General features: G+C 60.8%; 19 protein-coding genes and 1 pseudogene. 15 read left to right on the forward strand and 5 right to left on the reverse strand.

Features of this window, described 5'->3' with window-relative positions:
* Positions 1-45: 45 nt before the first annotated feature.
* Entirely contained in the window at positions 46-720 is a 675-nt protein-coding gene (gene radC / locus GV818_RS03680; RefSeq protein WP_161752854.1) for a RadC family protein, read from the reverse strand.
* Between the two features lie 133 nt (positions 721-853).
* On the opposite strand from radC, the gene coaBC reads away from it, so the two are divergent.
* The 4 genes and pseudogenes from coaBC (at position 854) to argB (ending at position 5,111) form a co-directional block, all read left to right on the forward strand.
* A complete protein-coding gene (coaBC, locus tag GV818_RS03685) occupies positions 854-2,062 on the forward strand; it encodes a bifunctional phosphopantothenoylcysteine decarboxylase/phosphopantothenate--cysteine ligase CoaBC (protein WP_161752852.1) in 1,209 nt (402 codons plus the stop codon).
* A gap of 5 nt (positions 2,063-2,067) precedes the next feature.
* The gene (gene dut, locus GV818_RS03690; protein ID WP_161752850.1) at positions 2,068-2,523 is read left to right on the forward strand and encodes a dUTP diphosphatase; all 456 of its coding nucleotides are present in this window, start codon (positions 2,068-2,070) and stop codon (positions 2,521-2,523) included.
* A 257-nt stretch (positions 2,524-2,780) separates the two neighbouring features.
* Positions 2,781-4,181, forward strand: a pseudogene (locus GV818_RS03695) (phosphomannomutase/phosphoglucomutase); the annotation flags it as partial.
* Positions 4,182-4,205: 24 nt separating this feature from the next.
* Complete coding sequence (gene argB / locus GV818_RS03700) at positions 4,206-5,111, forward strand: acetylglutamate kinase (protein ID WP_011064225.1); 906 nt, start codon at positions 4,206-4,208, stop codon at positions 5,109-5,111.
* Between the two features lie 72 nt (positions 5,112-5,183).
* Here argB and pyrE read toward each other — a convergent pair whose 3' ends face one another.
* Positions 5,184-5,828 (reverse strand): orotate phosphoribosyltransferase, encoded by a 645-nt coding sequence (pyrE, locus tag GV818_RS03705; RefSeq protein ID WP_161752846.1) that lies wholly within the window; start codon positions 5,826-5,828, stop codon positions 5,184-5,186.
* A gap of 81 nt (positions 5,829-5,909) precedes the next feature.
* Between pyrE and GV818_RS03710 the strand changes: the two genes are divergently transcribed.
* Complete coding sequence (locus GV818_RS03710; protein WP_003176915.1) at positions 5,910-6,689, forward strand: exodeoxyribonuclease III; 780 nt, start codon at positions 5,910-5,912, stop codon at positions 6,687-6,689.
* 61 nt (positions 6,690-6,750) lie between these two features.
* Here GV818_RS03710 and GV818_RS03715 read toward each other — a convergent pair whose 3' ends face one another.
* Positions 6,751-7,119, reverse strand: a complete 369-nt coding sequence (locus GV818_RS03715) for a DUF4870 domain-containing protein (RefSeq protein ID WP_161752844.1) — start codon at positions 7,117-7,119, stop codon at positions 6,751-6,753.
* 30 nt (positions 7,120-7,149) lie between these two features.
* Positions 7,150-7,872: a ribonuclease PH gene (gene rph / locus GV818_RS03720; RefSeq protein ID WP_025130820.1), complete on the reverse strand. Its 723-nt coding sequence runs from the start codon at positions 7,870-7,872 to the stop codon at positions 7,150-7,152.
* 272 nt (positions 7,873-8,144) lie between these two features.
* Between rph and GV818_RS03725 the strand changes: the two genes are divergently transcribed.
* The 6 genes from GV818_RS03725 (at position 8,145) to GV818_RS03750 (ending at position 13,435) form a co-directional block, all read left to right on the forward strand.
* Entirely contained in the window at positions 8,145-9,008 is an 864-nt protein-coding gene (locus GV818_RS03725) for a YicC/YloC family endoribonuclease (protein WP_161775810.1), read from the forward strand.
* Positions 9,009-9,018: 10 nt separating this feature from the next.
* On the forward strand, positions 9,019-9,639 hold the full coding sequence (gene gmk, locus GV818_RS03730; protein WP_161775811.1) for a guanylate kinase: 621 nt from the start codon (positions 9,019-9,021) through the stop codon (positions 9,637-9,639).
* A 168-nt stretch (positions 9,640-9,807) separates the two neighbouring features.
* Entirely contained in the window at positions 9,808-10,071 is a 264-nt protein-coding gene (gene rpoZ, locus GV818_RS03735; protein ID WP_161752839.1) for a DNA-directed RNA polymerase subunit omega, read from the forward strand.
* Between the two features lie 57 nt (positions 10,072-10,128).
* On the forward strand, positions 10,129-12,234 hold the full coding sequence (gene spoT, locus GV818_RS03740; RefSeq protein ID WP_161752837.1) for a bifunctional GTP diphosphokinase/guanosine-3',5'-bis pyrophosphate 3'-pyrophosphohydrolase: 2,106 nt from the start codon (positions 10,129-10,131) through the stop codon (positions 12,232-12,234).
* 24 nt (positions 12,235-12,258) lie between these two features.
* Entirely contained in the window at positions 12,259-12,639 is a 381-nt protein-coding gene (locus tag GV818_RS03745) for a RidA family protein (protein WP_025130815.1), read from the forward strand.
* Positions 12,640-12,694: 55 nt separating this feature from the next.
* A complete protein-coding gene (locus GV818_RS03750; RefSeq protein WP_161752835.1) occupies positions 12,695-13,435 on the forward strand; it encodes a hypothetical protein in 741 nt (246 codons plus the stop codon).
* A gap of 118 nt (positions 13,436-13,553) precedes the next feature.
* On the opposite strand, the gene GV818_RS03755 is transcribed toward GV818_RS03750, so the two are convergent.
* Complete coding sequence (locus GV818_RS03755; RefSeq protein ID WP_161752833.1) at positions 13,554-14,411, reverse strand: NAD-dependent epimerase/dehydratase family protein; 858 nt, start codon at positions 14,409-14,411, stop codon at positions 13,554-13,556.
* Positions 14,412-14,601: 190 nt separating this feature from the next.
* Here GV818_RS03755 and exbB point away from each other — a divergent pair, with 190 nt between their 5' ends.
* The 4 genes from exbB (at position 14,602) to GV818_RS03775 (ending at position 17,853) form a co-directional block, all read left to right on the forward strand.
* Positions 14,602-15,600, forward strand: a complete 999-nt coding sequence (exbB, locus tag GV818_RS03760; protein WP_161752831.1) for a tonB-system energizer ExbB — start codon at positions 14,602-14,604, stop codon at positions 15,598-15,600.
* 6 nt (positions 15,601-15,606) lie between these two features.
* The gene (gene exbD, locus GV818_RS03765) at positions 15,607-16,035 is read left to right on the forward strand and encodes a TonB system transport protein ExbD (RefSeq protein ID WP_161752829.1); all 429 of its coding nucleotides are present in this window, start codon (positions 15,607-15,609) and stop codon (positions 16,033-16,035) included.
* Positions 16,032-16,784, forward strand: a complete 753-nt coding sequence (locus tag GV818_RS03770) for an energy transducer TonB (protein WP_161752827.1) — start codon at positions 16,032-16,034, stop codon at positions 16,782-16,784. The genes exbD and GV818_RS03770 overlap by 4 nt, the downstream gene beginning before the upstream one ends.
* 148 nt (positions 16,785-16,932) lie before the next feature.
* The gene (locus GV818_RS03775) at positions 16,933-17,853 is read left to right on the forward strand and encodes a hydrogen peroxide-inducible genes activator (RefSeq protein WP_161752825.1); all 921 of its coding nucleotides are present in this window, start codon (positions 16,933-16,935) and stop codon (positions 17,851-17,853) included.
* Positions 17,854-17,862 lie beyond the last annotated feature (9 nt).

Here is a 17,862-nt window from a genome sequence, read left to right on the forward strand (position 1 = left end):
AGCAAGCTTCACGGTCAGAAACGCCCTGACCTTGAAGCTTGCTGCTCAGATCCAGCCATACTCGGCCATCGACAATGGATCGCCCTCACCCACGATGAAATGATCCAGCACCCGCACATCGATCAGTTCCAGCGCCTCCTGCAAACGCCGAGTCACCACCCGGTCGGCAGGACTAGGCTCAGAGATGCCCGACGGGTGGTTGTGACAGAGGATCACCGCCGCCGCGTTATGCGCCAGGGTGCGCTTGATCACCTGCCGCGGATAAACCGCAGTGCTGTCGATCGACCCTTGAAACAGCACCTCGAAGGCCAGAACGCGATGCTTGGTGTCCAGAAACAGGCAGCCGAATACCTCATGGGGCTCGTGCCGCAGCATCGACTTCAGGTAATCGCGCACTACCAGTGGATTCTCCAGCGCCGACTGCCGATGAAGCTTTTCCGCCAAGTGCCGACGCGCCATTTCCAGCACCGCCTGCAACAAGGCGTACTTGGCCGGCCCCAACCCCAACTGGCGAGTGAAGGTCAGTTGATCGGCTTCCAGCAGACTGCGCAGGCTGCCAAAACGCTGCAACAGGTGCCGCGCCAGGTCCACCGCGCTTTTTCCGGCCACTCCGGTACGCAAGAAAATAGCCAGCAACTCGGCATCGGAAAGGCTGATGGCGCCCTGCTCCAGAAGCCGTTCCCGCGGACGCTCCGCCGCAGGCCAATCACGAATGCTCATCACACCTCCCTGTGCATGGCGCCGCTGTTCCACAGCGGGCGCTGTGCTATCTTAGCCCCCCTCTTTTTTGCGTGGTATTTCACCTGGGGAGGGGGCATGCCACGCAGTAATCATTGAACGGAAAGACAGGCCTATGCAGCGGCTGTATCGGAAACGCATCGTGCTCGGCGTCGGCGGCGGCATTGCCGCCTATAAGAGCGCGGAGCTGGTTCGCCGACTCCTCGACCAGGGCGCCGAAGTGCGTGTGGTCATGACTCGGGGCGGCAGTGAGTTCATCACCCCTCTGACCATGCAGGCGCTCTCCGGGCACCCGGTCCACCTCGACTTGCTGGACCCGGCGGCCGAAGCTGCCATGGGCCACATCGAGCTGGCCAAATGGGCCGACCTGGTCCTGATCGCCCCGGCCACAGCCGACTTGATCGCCCGCCTGGCCCAAGGCATTGCCGACGACCTGCTGACCACCCTGGTCCTGGCCACCGACGCCACTGTCGCCATCGCGCCCGCCATGAACCAGGCCATGTGGCGCGACCCCGCCACCCAGGCCAACACCCAACTCTTGCAAAGCCGTGGCCTGCAGGTCTTTGGCCCCGCGTCCGGCAGCCAAGCCTGTGGCGACGTTGGCCTGGGCCGCATGCTGGAGGCTACGGACCTGGCGCAGTGCGCAGCCGACTGCTTCCAGCACCAGGCACTGACCGGCAAACATGTTCTGATCACCGCAGGGCCGACCCAGGAAAATATCGATCCGGTGCGCTACATCACCAACCATAGCTCAGGAAAAATGGGCTTCGCCCTGGCCGAGGCTGCCGTTGAAGCGGGCGCTCGGGTGACCCTGATCACCGGCCCGGTGCACCTGCCAACTCCCGACAGAGTCACGCGGATCGACGTTGTCAGCGCCCGCGACATGCTCGCGGCCTGCGAAGCGGCCATCCCCTGCGACATTTTCATCGCCTCGGCGGCGGTCGCGGACTACCGCCCTGAAGTCGTTGCCCCTCAGAAATTAAAGAAAGACCCTACGAAAGGTGACGGCCTGCTGCTACAGATGGTGCGCAACCCAGACATACTGGCCACCATCGCCACCCGCCCGGATCGTCCTTTCAGTGTCGGTTTCGCCGCCGAAACCGAACACCTGCTCGACTACGCTGCACGCAAATTGAAGGACAAGAACCTCGACCTGATCGTCGCCAACGACGTGGCCAACCCGAGCATTGGCTTCAACAGCGAGGAAAACGCCTGCAGCGTGATTGACCGGGAGTTGCACGCAACTCTCTTCGCCCAGACCAGCAAGGGCAAGATTGCCCGCCAACTGATCTCTTTTATCGCCGAACGGCTGAACCAGGTTTAACTCGCATGCACGCTTTACAAGCCAAGATCCTCGACCCACGCATCGGCAATGAATTCCCCATGCCGCAGTACGCCACGCCAGGCTCCGCCGGGCTCGACCTGCGGGCAATGCTCAAGGAAGACACCATTCTGGAGCCGGGCCAGACCCTGCTGATTCCGACCGGGCTGTCGGTCTACATCGGTGATCCAGGCCTGGCGGCGTTGATCCTGCCACGCTCCGGCCTGGGCCATAAGCACGGCATCGTGCTGGGCAACCTGGTGGGCCTGATCGACTCGGACTATCAGGGCGAGTTGATGGTGTCCTGCTGGAACCGTGGCCAGACGGCCTTCAACATTGCCGTTGGCGAGCGCATCGCCCAACTGGTGCTGGTCCCTGTGGTCCAGGCACACTTCGAAGTGGTCGAGGCTTTTGACGAAAGCCAGCGCGGCGCGGGCGGCTTCGGCCATTCCGGCAGCCACTGATTGCACCTCCTCGGCCCGGGCGTCAGCCCGGTCCGAGCGTTTGCGTCGATATTCAGGATGAATGACCACTGATCGCGGCGTGACGCTCCGGCCCCGCCAAACCGGGCCCTTGAACGATCAGAGACTGGCCAGCACTCCTCAGATGGCACTTTCGCAGTACGAACTCTATGCTGAAAACGCCGTCATACCCTTCAGTTTGAGCTTGCCGGCCTGTCCTTCCTCGGCCGTACTGCACCCCTTCAGATGGAGCACCCTCAGTGATGAGCAACGCAGCCAAAGTCGCCCCGAAATTCCCTGACAGCATCTTTCGCGCCTATGACATTCGTGGCGTGGTCCCGGAAACCCTGACCGCTGAAACCGCCTACTGGATCGGTCGCGCCATCGGCTCCCAGAGCCTGGCTCAAGGCGAACCCAACGTATCAGTGGGCCGCGACGGTCGCCTGTCCGGACCAGAACTGGTGGCACAGCTGATTCAGGGACTGTACGACAGCGGCTGCCACGTCAGCGATGTAGGCCTGGTGCCGACTCCGGCCCTGTACTACGCCGCCAACGTCCTGGCCGGCAAGTCCGGGGTGATGCTCACCGGCAGCCACAACCCGTCGAACTACAACGGTTTCAAGATCGTCATTGCCGGCGACACCCTGGCCAACGAACAGATCCAGGCCCTGCACGAGCGCCTCAAGACCAACCATCTGACCAGCGCCAAGGGCAGCATCACTCAGGTAGATATCCTGCCGCGCTACGCCGACGAGATCACCCGGGATGTGAAGCTGGCCCGACGCCTGAAAGTCGTGGTGGATTGCGGAAACGGTGCCGCCGGGGTCATTGCTCCACAGCTGATCGAAGCCCTGAACTGCGAAGTCATTCCGCTGTTCTGCGAAGTCGATGGCAACTTCCCCAATCACCACCCGGATCCCGGCAAACCCGAGAACCTCGAGGACCTGATCGCCAAGGTCAAGGAAACCGGAGCCGACCTGGGCCTGGCCTTCGACGGTGACGGCGACCGCGTTGGCGTCGTGACCAACACCGGCAGCATCGTCTTCCCGGATCGCCTGCTGATGCTGTTCGCCAAGGATGTGGTGGCGCGCAACCCGGACGCGGAGATCATCTTCGACGTTAAGTGCACCCGCCGCCTGATTCCGCTGATCAAGGAATATGGCGGTCGCCCGCTAATGTGGAAGACCGGTCACTCGTTGATCAAGAAGAAAATGAAACAGACCGGCGCCCTGCTAGCCGGCGAGATGAGCGGCCATGTGTTCTTCAAAGAGCGCTGGTTCGGTTTCGACGACGGCATTTATAGCGCCGCGCGGTTGCTGGAGATCCTCAGCAAGGAAAAATCCACTGCGGAAGAGCTGTTCGCGACCTTCCCGAATGATATTTCTACGCCAGAAATCAATATCCATGTGACCGAAGAGAGCAAATTCAGCATCATTGATGCCCTGCACGACGCGCAGTGGGGCGCAGGCGCCGACCTGACCACCATTGACGGAGTGCGAGTCGACTATGCCAAGGGCTGGGGCCTGGTTCGCGCCTCCAACACCACCCCTGTGCTGGTGCTGCGCTTCGAGGCTGATGACGAAGCCGAGCTGCAGCGGATCAAGGACGTGTTCCACGTCCAGCTGAAACGTGTTGCACCTGATCTCCAACTACCGTTTTGACTGTTTGAAGCACCGGAGCCCTGAATGACCATCGAACGCGATGCCGCCGCCAATACCGCCAAGGTCCTATCCGAAGCGCTGCCTTATATTCGCCGCTATGTCGGCAAGACCCTGGTGATCAAGTACGGCGGCAACGCTATGGAGAGCGAGGAGCTGAAAACCGGCTTCGCTCGCGACATCGTGCTGATGAAGGCCGTGGGGATCAACCCGGTGGTGGTGCACGGCGGCGGCCCGCAAATCGGTGACCTGCTCAAGCGCCTGTCTATCGAGAGCCATTTCGTCGACGGCATGCGCGTCACTGACGCGCAGACCATGGATGTGGTGGAGATGGTCCTCGGCGGCCAGGTCAACAAGGACATCGTCAACCTGATCAATCGCCATGGCGGCAGCGCCATCGGCCTGACGGGTAAAGATGCCGAGCTGATCCGTGCGAAGAAGCTCACCGTGACCCGCCAGACACCGGAAATGACCACTCCGGAAATCATTGATATCGGCCATGTCGGCGAAGTGGTCGGGATCAACACCGACCTGCTGAACCTGCTGGTCAAGGGCGACTTCATTCCGGTGATCGCTCCGATCGGCGTAGGGGCCAATGGCGAGTCCTACAACATCAACGCCGATCTGGTGGCCGGCAAGGTGGCCGAGGCGCTGAAAGCCGAGAAGCTGATGCTGCTGACCAACATTGCCGGGCTGATGGACAAGTCGGGCAAGGTCCTGACTGGCCTGAGCACCCAGCAGGTGGACGAGCTGATCGCCGACGGCACCATTTACGGCGGCATGCTGCCGAAGATCCGTTGCGCCTTGGAAGCCGTGCAAGGCGGTGTCGGCAGCTCGCTGATCATCGATGGTCGCGTGCCCAACGCGATTCTGTTGGAAATCTTCACCGACACCGGTGTTGGTACCCTGATCAGCAACCGCAAGCGGCCTTAAGCGACACCCACAAAAAAGCCCCCGCTCGGCCATGCCGGGCGGGGGCTTTTTATATTGGCTAATCCTTGCGGATCAGATCCCGTACTGCGCGCGGTAGGCTTCCACCGCTGGCAGATGCTGCTTGAGCGCCGGATCGTCTGCCAGGAACTGCAGTACCTGGGTCAGGGAGACAATACTCACCACGGGAATGCCGAAGTCGCGTTCGACTTCCTGGATCGCCGACAGCTCGCCGTTGCCACGCTCCTGACGGTTCAGGGCAATCAATACGCCCGCCGCCTTGGCGCCGTCCTGGGACGCGATGATCTGCATCACCTCACGGATCGCAGTGCCGGCAGTAATCACATCATCAATGATCAACACATCGCCAGTCAGTGGTGCGCCTACCAGGCTGCCGCCCTCGCCATGGGCCTTGGCCTCTTTGCGATTGAAGCACCAAGGCAGATCACGCTGATGGTGTTCGGCCAGAGCGACCGCAGTGGTTGCAGCCAAAGGGATGCCCTTGTAGGCCGGGCCAAACAGCACATCGAATGGAATGCCGCTTTCGACGATCGCCGCAGCGTAGAAACGCCCCAGCTGGGCCAGGGCCGAACCGCTATTGAACAGGCCGGCATTGAAGAAGTAAGGACTGGTACGCCCGGACTTCAGGGTGAACTCGCCGAAGCGCAAAACGCCGCGATCGATGGCAAAACGAATGAAATCGCGCTGATACGCTTGCATGAAAAAACCCCAAATACCACGGATTTAGCTAATTAGGTAGACGCCGTGTATCATACACGCACGTGATTTTTGGGGCCATTTATGCGGATCATCAGTGTGAACGTCAATGGTATTCAGGCGGCAGTCGAGCGTGGTTTGCTCAGTTGGCTGCAAGCACAGAATGCCGACGTCATCTGCCTGCAGGACACCCGCGCCTCTGCCTTTGAACTGGATGATCCAGCCTTCCAACTGGATGGCTACTTCCTTTATGCCTGCGATGCCGAAGTGCCTGCCCAAGGCGGTGTGGCTTTGTATTCGCGGTTGCAGCCGAAGGCGGTCATCAGCGGCCTCGGCTTCGAGACAGCCGATCGTTACGGGCGCTACCTGCAAGCCGATTTCGACAAGGTCAGCATCGCGACCTTGCTGCTTCCATCAGGGCAGAACGGCGATGAAGACTTGAACCAGAAGTTCAAGCTAATGGACGACTTCGCCCGTTATCTGGATAAGCAGCGGCGCAAACGTCGCGAGTACATCTATTGCGGCTCGTTGTATGTGGCGCAGCAGAAGCTGGACATCAAGAACTGGCGTGACAGCCAGCAATCTCCGGGCTTCCTGGCACCTGAGCGTGCCTGGATGGACGAGATTGTCGGCAACATGGGTTATGTCGATGCTTTGCGCGAAGTCAGTCGCGAAGGCGACCAGTACAGCTGGTGGCCAGATAACGAACAGGCCGAGATGCTCAACCTGGGCTGGCGCTTCGACTATCAGTTGCTGACTCCTGGCCTGCGCCGCTTCGTTCGCAGTGCACGACTGCCACGTCAGCCGCGCTTCTCGCAGCACGCGCCATTGATCGTGGACTATGACTGGACGCTGACTATCTAAACGTCTTTTCACAGCCACAAAAAAGCCGACAGCGATGTCGGCTTTTTTGTGCGCGTCCGGTTTACTTGATCAGGCGCCAAGTGAAGGGGTAGCGATAAGCCACGCCTTCTCCCGCCTTGACGCCGCCAATGATGGTCAGCACCAGGGCCCCGATGACCAGCAAGCCGAACAGAATGAACCCGATGAACACAAACATCAGCAGGAAACACACCGCCGAGGCGATCGCCACGGTCAGCTGGAAGTTCAGCGCTTCCTTGCCTTGAGCATCGATGAAAGGGTCGGTCTCTCGCTTGAGCTGCCAGAGAATCAACGGCCCGATCAACGCGCCAAACGGCACCCAGATCCCCAGCAAGGCAGATAAATGACAAAACATCGCCCACTGCCGAACCTCATGGCTCGGCGTAGGCAGCGGCAGTTGTTCGTCGCTCATGGCGCTCTCCTTGCTGAAGACCCGCACTCGTCAGTCGGCGAGCGCTGCCTGTTGCAATTGAAAAATCTCGGTCATGCCTTTCTGTGCCAGCGCCAACATCGCATTCAATTCGGCAGGCTGGAACGGCGCGCCTTCGGCAGTACCTTGCACTTCGATGAAACCACCGGTGCTGGTCATCACCACGTTGAGATCGGTTTCTGCCGCCGAGTCTTCCAGGTAATCCAGGTCCAGGACCGGCTCGCCCTGGTACATGCCCACGGACACTGCAGCGATCATCTGCTTGAGTGGATCGCCGCCTTTCAGGCCGCCACGCTTCTTGATCACTTTCAAGGCGTCGACCAGGGCTACCATGGCGCCGGTGATCGATGCGGTACGCGTGCCGCCATCCGCCTGGATCACATCGCAATCGACATACAAGGTGACGTCGCCCAGCTTGGACATGTCCAGCGCGGCGCGCAGGGAACGACCGATCAGGCGCTGGATCTCCAGGGTCCGACCGCCTTGCTTGCCACGACTGGCTTCACGCTGGTTACGCTCGCCGGTAGCCCGCGGCAGCATGCCGTATTCAGCAGTCAGCCAGCCTTGGCCCTGACCTTTAAGGAAGCGCGGCACGCCATTCTCGACGCTGACCGTGCAGATCACCTTGGTATCACCGAACTCGACCAGTACAGATCCCTCGGCGTGTTTGGTGTAGTTGCGGGTGATGCGGATCGAGCGGAGCTGATCGGCAGCGCGACCACTTGGACGTTTCATAGGGGAACACCTGTACGAGGACGGAAAACTGCTGGACATTATAAAGCCCGCAACCGCGACAGGGCACGCCTAAAACGGCCAAAGACGCGTTTACTCCCCAGATCGGTCCTGTTACGACGACCTGCAGCCCATTCTCGGCACCAGGGTTTGGGGCCTCCGACTGCACTGCGCTACAATCCTGCGCCTTCGTCGCCTGTCGGCTTTAATTCATCACTATCAGGCCCGCTCAACCCGCTTGCGGTTGGCGCCGGCGCTGAATCGGAGGTACCTCCATGGTGCACAGCATGACCGCCTTCGCCCGGGTCGAACGGGCCGGCACTCAGGGCACGCTGAGCTGGGAACTGCGCTCGGTCAACAGTCGCTACCTGGAGCCGCACCTGCGTTTGCCGGAGGCCTTTCGCGACCTCGAAGGCGCGGTCCGCGAAGCCTTGCGCCAGGGCCTGTCCCGCGGCAAGGTCGAATGCACCCTGCGCTTCACCGAAGAAACCGCCGGCAAGCCGCTGCAGGTAGACCGTGAGCGCGCAGCACAGCTGATTGCCGCCGCCGAATCCATCGCCAGCCTGATCAAACAGCCTGCGGCATTGAATCCCCTGGAAGTCCTGGCTTGGCCAGGAGTGCTGGTGGCCGATGCCACTGACCCGCAAGCCTTGAACAGCAACGCTCTGGCCTTGTTCAACCAGGCTCTGAAAGAGTTGAAGAGCGGCCGCGAACGTGAAGGCGCCGAACTGGCCAGACTGATCAACGAGCGCCTGTCTTCCATAGAAGAAGACGTGGTGACAGTACGCGAACTAGTGCCGCAGATGCTCGCGACCCAGCGCCAGAAGGTTCTTGATCGCTTCACCGACATGCAAGCCGAACTGGACCCGACCCGCCTCGAACAGGAGATGGTCCTGCTGGCGCAAAAGAGCGATGTCGCCGAAGAACTGGACCGCCTGAGCACCCACATCATCGAAGTACGCCGCGTGCTCAAATCCGGCGGCGCTGCTGGCCGGCGCCTGGACTTCTTGATGCAGGAACTCAACCGCGAAGCCAACACACTGGGCTCCAAGGCCTTCGATACACGCAGCACCCAGGCAGCGGTCAACCTCAAGGTGTTGATCGAGCAGATGCGCGAACAAGTGCAGAACATTGAGTAAGGCAACTGACATGACCCACAGCACCGGCACCCTGTACATCATTTCTGCCCCCTCGGGCGCGGGCAAGAGCAGCCTGGTCAAGGCCCTGACCGATGCCGACCAGGAGATCCGTGTCTCGGTCTCCCACACCACCCGTGCCATGCGCCCCGGTGAAGTAAATGGCGTGAACTATCACTTTGTCGAACGCAACGAGTTCGTGAAGATGATTGAGCACGGCGACTTCCTCGAGCGCGCCGAAGTGTTCGGCAACCTCTACGGCACCTCGCAAAGCCACCTGCAGCAGACCCTCGACGAAGGCCACGACCTGATTCTGGAGATCGACTGGCAGGGCGCCGAGCAAGTGCGCAAGCTGATGCCTCAGGCGCGCTCGATCTTCATCCTGCCGCCATCATTGCAAGCCTTGCACCAGCGCCTGACCAATCGCGGCCAGGACAGCGACGAGATCATTGAAGGCCGGATGCGCGAAGCGGTCAGCGAGATGAGCCACTACGTCGACTATGACTACCTGATCATCAATGACGATTTCGCCCACGCTCTACATGACCTGAAAGCAATATTCCGCGCCAATCAGCTGCATCAGAAACGCCAGCAACAGCGTTTTGGCAAATTGCTGGCTGAACTGCTGGACTAAAACAGCACTTCCCAAAACCGCTGCAAGCGCTTTACATTGGCACTCGCAGCGCGTTGAAGAGCTTGGTCAAAAAATCAGCGCTTCCCTAAACGCTGGTGATTTTTTAAACTGTTGAGTCCGCTCGCCCATCCGGGCAGCGCGCATATTGCATTTGCTACGAGGAAGACCATGGCCCGCGTAACCGTTGAAGACTGTCTAGAACACGTGGATAACCGCTTTGAGCTGGTCATGCTCTCTACCAAGCGTGCCCGTCAACTGGCCACCGGCGGCAAAGAGCCGAAAGTAGCGTGGGAAAACGACAAGCCTACCGTTGTCGCCCTGCGCGAAATCGCTGAAGGCCTGATCAACTACGCAGTTATCGCCGAAGCCGAAATCGTTGAAGATGAGCCGCTTTTTGCTGCTTTCGAGGACGAGTCCAACGAGACCGTCTGAGTCCATGCCAGGTCGACGTAGCACGGCGCGGGATCACAGCTTACGGCAGGAGACATGATGCCGAGCATAGACGCCCTCGCCGATCGCTTATCGACCTATCTCGGCACGGACCAGGTCAATCTGGTCCGCCGAGCGTATTTCTACGCCGAACAAGCCCATGACGGTCAGCGCCGTCGCAGCGGCGAGGCGTACGTCACGCACCCACTTGCGGTAGCGAACATTCTTGCCGACATGCACATGGACCATCAGAGTTTGATGGCCGCAATGCTGCATGACGTGATCGAAGACACCGGCATCGCCAAAGAAGCACTCAGTGCGCAATTTGGCGAAACCGTGGCCGAACTGGTCGACGGGGTCAGCAAACTGACCCAGATGAACTTCGAGACCAAGGCCGAAGCCCAAGCGGAAAACTTCCAGAAAATGGCCATGGCCATGGCACGCGACATTCGCGTGATCCTGGTCAAGCTGGCCGACCGCCTGCACAACATGCGCACTCTTGAAGTGCTGTCCGGCGAAAAACGTCGGCGGATCGCCAAGGAAACCCTGGAGATCTACGCCCCCATCGCCAATCGCCTGGGCATGCACAGCATCCGCATCGAGTTCGAGGACCTGGGCTTCAAGGCAATGCACCCGATGCGTTCCGCGCGGATCTACCAGGCGGTCAAGCGCGCCAGGGGCAACCGCAAGGAAATCGTCAACAAGATCGAAGAGTCCCTCAGCCACTGCCTGGCCATCGATGGCATCCAGGGTGAGGTCAGCGGTCGCCAGAAGCACCTGTACGGCATCTACAAGAAGATGCGCGGCAAGCGCCGGGCCTTCAACGAGATCATGGACGTCTACGCGTTCCGCATCATCGTCGACAAAGTAGACACCTGCTATCGCGTGCTTGGCGCTGTACATAATTTGTACAAGCCACTGCCGGGACGCTTCAAAGACTACATCGCCATTCCCAAGGCCAACGGCTATCAGTCGCTGCATACCACGCTGTTCGGCATGCACGGAGTACCGATCGAGATCCAGATTCGTACTCGGGAAATGGAAGAAATGGCCAACAATGGCATCGCCGCTCACTGGCTGTACAAATCCAGTGGCGACGAACAGCCGAAAAGCACTCACGCCCGGGCCCGTCAGTGGGTCAAGGGCGTACTGGAGATGCAGCAGCGCGCCGGCAACTCCCTGGAGTTCATCGAGAGCGTGAAGATCGACCTGTTCCCGGACGAGGTCTATGTGTTCACGCCCAAAGGCCGAATCATGGAGCTGCCCAAAGGCTCCACCGCGGTGGACTTCGCCTATGCGGTGCACACCGACGTCGGCAACAGCTGCATCGCCTGCCGGATCAACCGTCGCCTGGCCCCCCTGTCGGAACCCCTGCAAAGCGGCTCGACCGTGGAGATCGTCAGCGCCCCGGGCGCACGGCCAAATCCGGCATGGCTCAATTTCGTGGTTACCGGCAAGGCCCGCACCCATATTCGTCACGCCCTGAAGCTGCAACGCCGCTCCGAATCCATCAGCCTCGGCGAGCGCCTGCTGAACAAGGTACTCAACGGCTTCGACAGCGCCCTGGAAAAAGTACCGGCGGAACGCATCCAGGCCATCCTCCAGGAATACCGCCTGGAGCTGATCGAAGATCTGCTGGAAGACATCGGCCTGGGCAACCGCATGGCCTACGTCGTTGCCCGCCGCCTGCTGGGTGAGGGCGAACAGCTGCCAAGCCCGGAAGGCCCGTTGGCAATCCGCGGCACCGAAGGCCTGGTGCTGAGCTACGCCAAGTGCTGTACACCGATCCCGGGCGACCCGATCGTCGGCCACCTGTCGGCCGGCAAGGGCATGGTTGTGCACCTGGACAACTGCCGCAATATCAGTGAAATCCGCCACAACCCGGAAAAATGCATCCAGCTCTCCTGGGCCAAGGATGTCACCGGCGAATTCAACGTCGAACTGCGGGTCGAGCTGGAACACCAGCGTGGCCTGATCGCGTTGCTGGCCAGCAGCGTCAACGCCGCCGACGGCAACATCGAGAAAATCAGCATGGACGAACGCGATGGTCGCATCAGCGTGGTCCAACTGGTGGTCAGCGTGCACGACCGCGTGCACCTGGCCCGCGTGATCAAGAAACTGCGCGCACTGACCGGGGTCATCCGCATCACCCGCATGCGTGCGTAGCCCGTCCAATACAAGGAGTCATTCATGACCAAGACTGTTATCACCAGCGACAAGGCCCCTGCCGCCATCGGCACTTACTCCCAGGCGATCAAGGCTGGCAACACCGTCTACATGTCGGGTCAAATCCCTCTCGACCCAAAAACCATGGAACTGGTAGAGGGCTTCGAAGCCCAGACCGTCCAGGTGTTCGAGAACCTCAAGTCGGTGGCCGAAGCGGCTGGTGGTTCGTTCAAGGACATCGTCAAATTGAACATCTTCCTCACCGACCTGAGCCACTTCGCCAAGGTCAACGAGATCATGGGCAAGTACTTCGAACAGCCTTACCCAGCCCGTGCCGCCATTGGCGTGGCCGCCCTGCCCAAGGGTTCGCAGGTTGAAATGGATGCCATTCTGGTCATCGAGTAATACCCGCGGCGCAGCTGTCCAGGCTGCGCCGTTTTCGTTCTGAAAGGATTTCGTCATGCGCAAAGCGCTAGCTGTTTCGCTGCTCGCCGTATTACTCGGCGGTTGTGCCAGCGACCCCGCCAAACACGATGTCGGCGGCATCTGGATCAATCAGGTAGCGATCGACGCAGCCGCCAAGGGCGGCCCTTTGCGTGAAGCCCTCCAGGCTTACGGCCCGAACCTGGAATGGGAACTCAATACCAAGGCTGGCCAGGCCCGCTACACCAACGGCTTCGAAACTGTCGAAGGCAAGGTGCTCAGCGATGGCTCCAGCACTGCAAAAGTCGAGATTTACGGCAGTGCCGCCACCGAACTGAAACGCAACGGTAAACGACTGCTCCAAGTGGCCAACGACAACGAACCTGAGCAGGTGTTTGACCGCCCCAAAGAGCCAGCACCTGAAGGTGCACCACTAGGTGCCAACTTCGAACGTGCCTTGTATTCGGCCTACCTGGGAGGCCAATGGAAAATCGTCAGCGGCCCGGGACTCGGCGCCGTAGTGCAGTTCCAGCCTGATGGCGCTGTACAGGGCCTGCCTGGTGCCGACCGCTATGCCTTGTGCCTGGCCGGCGACTGCGCCTCCATGAGCGGCGGCAATGACAGCATCTGGCTGCAACTCAATGGCCAGGGCAACTCCTGGATCTTCGTGCGCAAGGATCAACAGCTGGAGATCTTCCAGGCGGTCAACACGGCCCTCGCGGATGAAGTGCCCTCGCTGATGCCGGGCAACCAGCAGTGGCTGCTGGAAAAGCAATAAAGCCCCTGCAGCCGCCGAAGGCCATCGGTTGGGTGATGTAGCGTTCGACACGAGACGGGCTCTTACGGGCCCTCATCGTCAGAACCCAACCCGAGCCTTCGACGCAGCGACAGTCCGGTCAGCCCTGCCCCTCAAGAATCGCTGAATACCCCTCGCGATAACTCAGGTAGCGCGGCACCCAGCCCAGCGCCCTGGCCCGAGCATTGCTGCAACGCTTGCTACCGGTACGGCGCACGCTGGCATCATCTGCCCACTCGGTCACACCCAGGTATTCACGCAGCCAGTCGACCACCTCCGCCAACGGCGCAGGTGCGTCGTCCACACCGATATAGCAATCATCAAGCGCAACACCGCGATGGTCCGCCTTGAGCAGGAACGCCAACAACCCCGCTGCATCGTCCGCGTGGATACGGTTGCCGTACAGCGGCGGATCGATTGCCACGCGATAGCCGCGGCGCACCTGGGTCAGCAGCCATTCACGACCGGGCCCGTAGATGCCGGTAAGGCGCACCCGGCTGGCAGGAATCCCGCTGTTCAAGGCCACCTGCTCCGCCTCCAGCATCAAACGCCCGGAGTAGGCAGCAGCCTCGGCCACAGAAGTCTCGTCGACCCACTCACCGTCTTTTTGCTCGTAAACACTGCTACTGGAAACGAACAATAGGCGCTTGGGCTGCTGGCCATGTTGCTTGAGCCAGGCCAGCACATGCTGCAACCCTTCGATGTAGGCTGCGCGATACCCAGCCTCGTCGTGCTCGGTGGCTGCCGCGCAGTACACCAGGTAATCCGGGGCCACCTGGGGCCAATCCGCCGGGCACTGCGCGGAGAACAAATCACCGGCAACGCCAATCACTCCCTGTGGCAGGCGCGACACCGTGCGGCGCAGGCCATGAACCTGCCATTGTTCAGCCAGCAGTTGAGTCGCCAAGCGACTCCCGACATCACCGCAGCCGGCGATCAAAACAGAGGGGGAGGACATCAAAAAACTCCTTTCAGAAAGGTCAAGACTAGCCCTCGCACTGGACGAACGGCTAGCAATCAAGGAAAAAAAGATACTCTATTACTTTTGTTAACAAGAATTACTTGCAATAATAACCACCCATTTTGTTCTCGGCCCTGCGAGGCCTAGAAGGACATCCCACCCTTTTCTCCTCTCAGGTCCGGCCAGCATGACAAGCAATCAACTCTTCGCCTCGCCAACCAAACGCCCAAGCCCGCTGCGCGCCATGAGCGCGGTTGCAGCGCTGCTGTGCAGCCTGCTGCTGGCACCGACCGCAGCCTTTGCCGACCAGCACGCACCGGCCACCACGCCAGCTGCGACCGCACCGGCTGCCGAGCACTCAGCGACCGACCCAACAGCTCCCGTAGCGACCCCAGTGGCTACTGACCCGGCTCAGGTCGAAGGTCAGCCAGTCGTAGGTGAAGATGCTCCTGAAGTCCTCGAAGCGGACAACACCCTGGGCATGGCCCACGACCTGTCGCCTTGGGGCATGTACCAGAACGCCGACATCATCGTGAAACTGGTGATGATCGGCCTGGCCATTGCCTCGATCATCACCTGGACCATCTGGATCGCCAAAGGCTTCGAGCTGATGGGTGCCAAGCGCCGCCTGCGCGGCGAAATTGCCGCCCTGAAAAAGGCCACCACCCTCAAAGAAGCCAGCGCCGGTGCCGCCAAGGAGGGCACCCTCGCCCACCTGCTGGTACATGACGCCCTGGAAGAAATGCGCCTCTCGAGCAACAGCCGTGAGAAAGAAGGCATCAAGGAACGTGTCAGCTTCCGCCTGGAACGCCTGGTAGCCGCCTGCGGCCGCAACATGAGCAATGGCACCGGGGTGCTGGCTACCATCGGTTCCACTGCACCTTTCGTCGGCCTGTTCGGCACCGTGTGGGGCATCATGAACAGCTTCATCGGCATCGCCAAAACCCAGACCACCAACCTCGCGGTGGTTGCCCCGGGTATCGCAGAAGCCTTGCTGGCCACCGCCCTGGGCCTGGTTGCAGCGATCCCCGCAGTAGTGATCTACAACGTCTTCGCCCGCTCCATTGCCGGCTACAAGGCTCAGGTCTCCGACGCCTCGGCAGAAGTTCTGCTGCTGGTCAGCCGCGATCTCGACCATCAGCCGTCCGAGCGCTCCGCACAACCGCACATGGTGAAAGTGGGGTAATCAGCCATGGGCTTGCATTTGAAAGAAGGCGCAGACGACGATCTGGTCGAAAACCACGAAATCAACGTCACTCCGTTCATCGACGTGATGCTGGTGCTGTTGATCATCTTCATGGTGGCCGCCCCTCTGGCCACTGTGGACATCAAGGTCGACCTGCCCGCCTCCAGCGCCAAGCCGGCGCCGCGACCGGAGAAGCCGGTATTCCTCAGCGTCAAGGCCGATCAGCGCCTGTTCCTCGGCGAAGATGAAGTCAAGGCCGAAGCCCTTGGCGCGACCCTCGACGCCAAGACCCAGGGCAAGAAGGACACGACGATCTTCTTCCAGGCTGACAAAGGCGTGAACTACGGCGACCTGATGGGTGTGATGGATGCCCTGCGGGCTGCCGGATACCTGAAAGTCGGCCTGGTCGGACTTGAGACGGCAGCCAAGAAATGATCACGACGCGCCAACGATTGACGCGTTACAGCGGTAGCCTGGCAGTGGTGCTGGGCGTCCATGCGATGGCGATCCTGCTCGCCCTCAACTGGTCCAAACCACAGCCGATGGCCATTCCACCCCAAGCCATGGTGGTGGAACTGGCGCCTGCCCCTGTGCCGCCGCCTCCGGCACCGCCCAAAGTGGTGACACCGCCGCAACCTCCGGCACCGGTTGAAGAGTTGCCACTGCCGAAACTGGCGGAGGCACCGAAGCCGACCATTTCAGTCCCCAAGCCGGCCAAGCAGAAGCCCAAGCCCCAGCCGCCCAAGCCGGAGGTCAAACCTGAGCTGCCCAAGGAAAAACCTTCCGAGGAAAAGCCCAGCGACGCACCACGGGTCAACGCACCTTCCGACAAGACGGCACCGTCCACTGCCGGCCCGTCTCCGGCGCAAGCAGCAGCCAAGGCCACCTGGCAAGGCGAACTGCAGGCACACCTGGCAAAGTACAAACGCTACCCGGGTGAAGCCCAGCGTCGCGGCAAGGAAGGCACCAACAGCCTGCGCTTTGTAGTCGATTCAGAGGGCAAGGTACTGTCCTACGAACTGGTTGGACGCTCGGGCAATGCCGATCTGGACCGGGCTACTCTGGACATGATCCGTCGTGCCCAGCCACTGCCCAAACCTCCTGCCGACATGCTGAGCAATGGCAGCGTGGAAATCACAGCCCCCTTCAACTACGAGATCGACAAGACTCGGGGTCGTCGCTGATCAGCGCAAGGGCACCTTTGAAGGTGCCCTTCGCGTATCTGGAACCTGCTCGGGACATTGGCAGGTGTCACACTCCGCCCTCAGTCTGATAACGTGCGCCTATCGATTGCAGCCGGTATGCTTGGCCGCAACCTCATGGACGCCCGCTATGACTCTTACAGAATTACGCTACATCGTTACCCTCGCTCAAGAGCAGCACTTCGGCCACGCCGCCGAGCGTTGCCATGTCAGCCAACCCACCCTTTCGGTCGGCGTGAAGAAGCTTGAAGACGAACTCGGTGTGCTGATTTTCGAGCGCAGCAAAAGCGCGGTACGCCTGACCCCGGTGGGTGAAACCATCGTCGCCCAGGCACAGAAGGTCCTGGAGCAGGCGCAGGGCATCCGCGAACTGGCCCAGGCCGGCAAGAACCAACTGACCGCACCCCTCAAGGTCGGTGCGATCTATACCGTTGGTCCATACCTGTTCCCGCACCTGATTCCACAGCTGCACCGGGTCGCTCCGCAGATGCCGCTGTACATCGAGGAAAACTTCACCCACGTGCTGCGGGACAAACTGCGCAACGGCGAGCTGGATGCAATCATCATCGCCCTGCCGTTCAATGAGGCCGACGTCCTCACCCTGCCGCTGTACGACGAACCCTTCTATGTACTGATGCCCAGCGACCACCCCTGGACCAAGAAGGACACCATCGACGCCAACCTGCTCAACGACAAGAGCCTGTTGCTGCTGGGTGAGGGCCACTGTTTCCGCGACCAGGTCCTGGAAGCCTGCCCGACCCAGGCCAAGGGCAACGACGGCGCCAAGCACACCACCGTGGAATCCAGCTCCCTGGAAACCATCCGCCACATGGTCGCGTCCGGCCTGGGCATCTCGATCCTGCCGCTGTCGGCGGTGGACAGCCATCACTACGCCCCCGGGATAATCGAAGTACGCCCGCTGACCCCTCCGGTGCCCTTCCGTACCGTAGCCATCGCCTGGCGTGCGAGCTTTCCGCGGCCCAAGGCCATCGAGATCCTCGCCGACTCGATCCGCCTGTGCTCGGTGGCCAAGCCGCCCGCTGTGAGTTAAACGAGCGCG

This window comes from Pseudomonas sp. Fl4BN1, from assembly GCF_009908285.1.
GTDB lineage: Bacteria > Pseudomonadota > Gammaproteobacteria > Pseudomonadales > Pseudomonadaceae > Aquipseudomonas.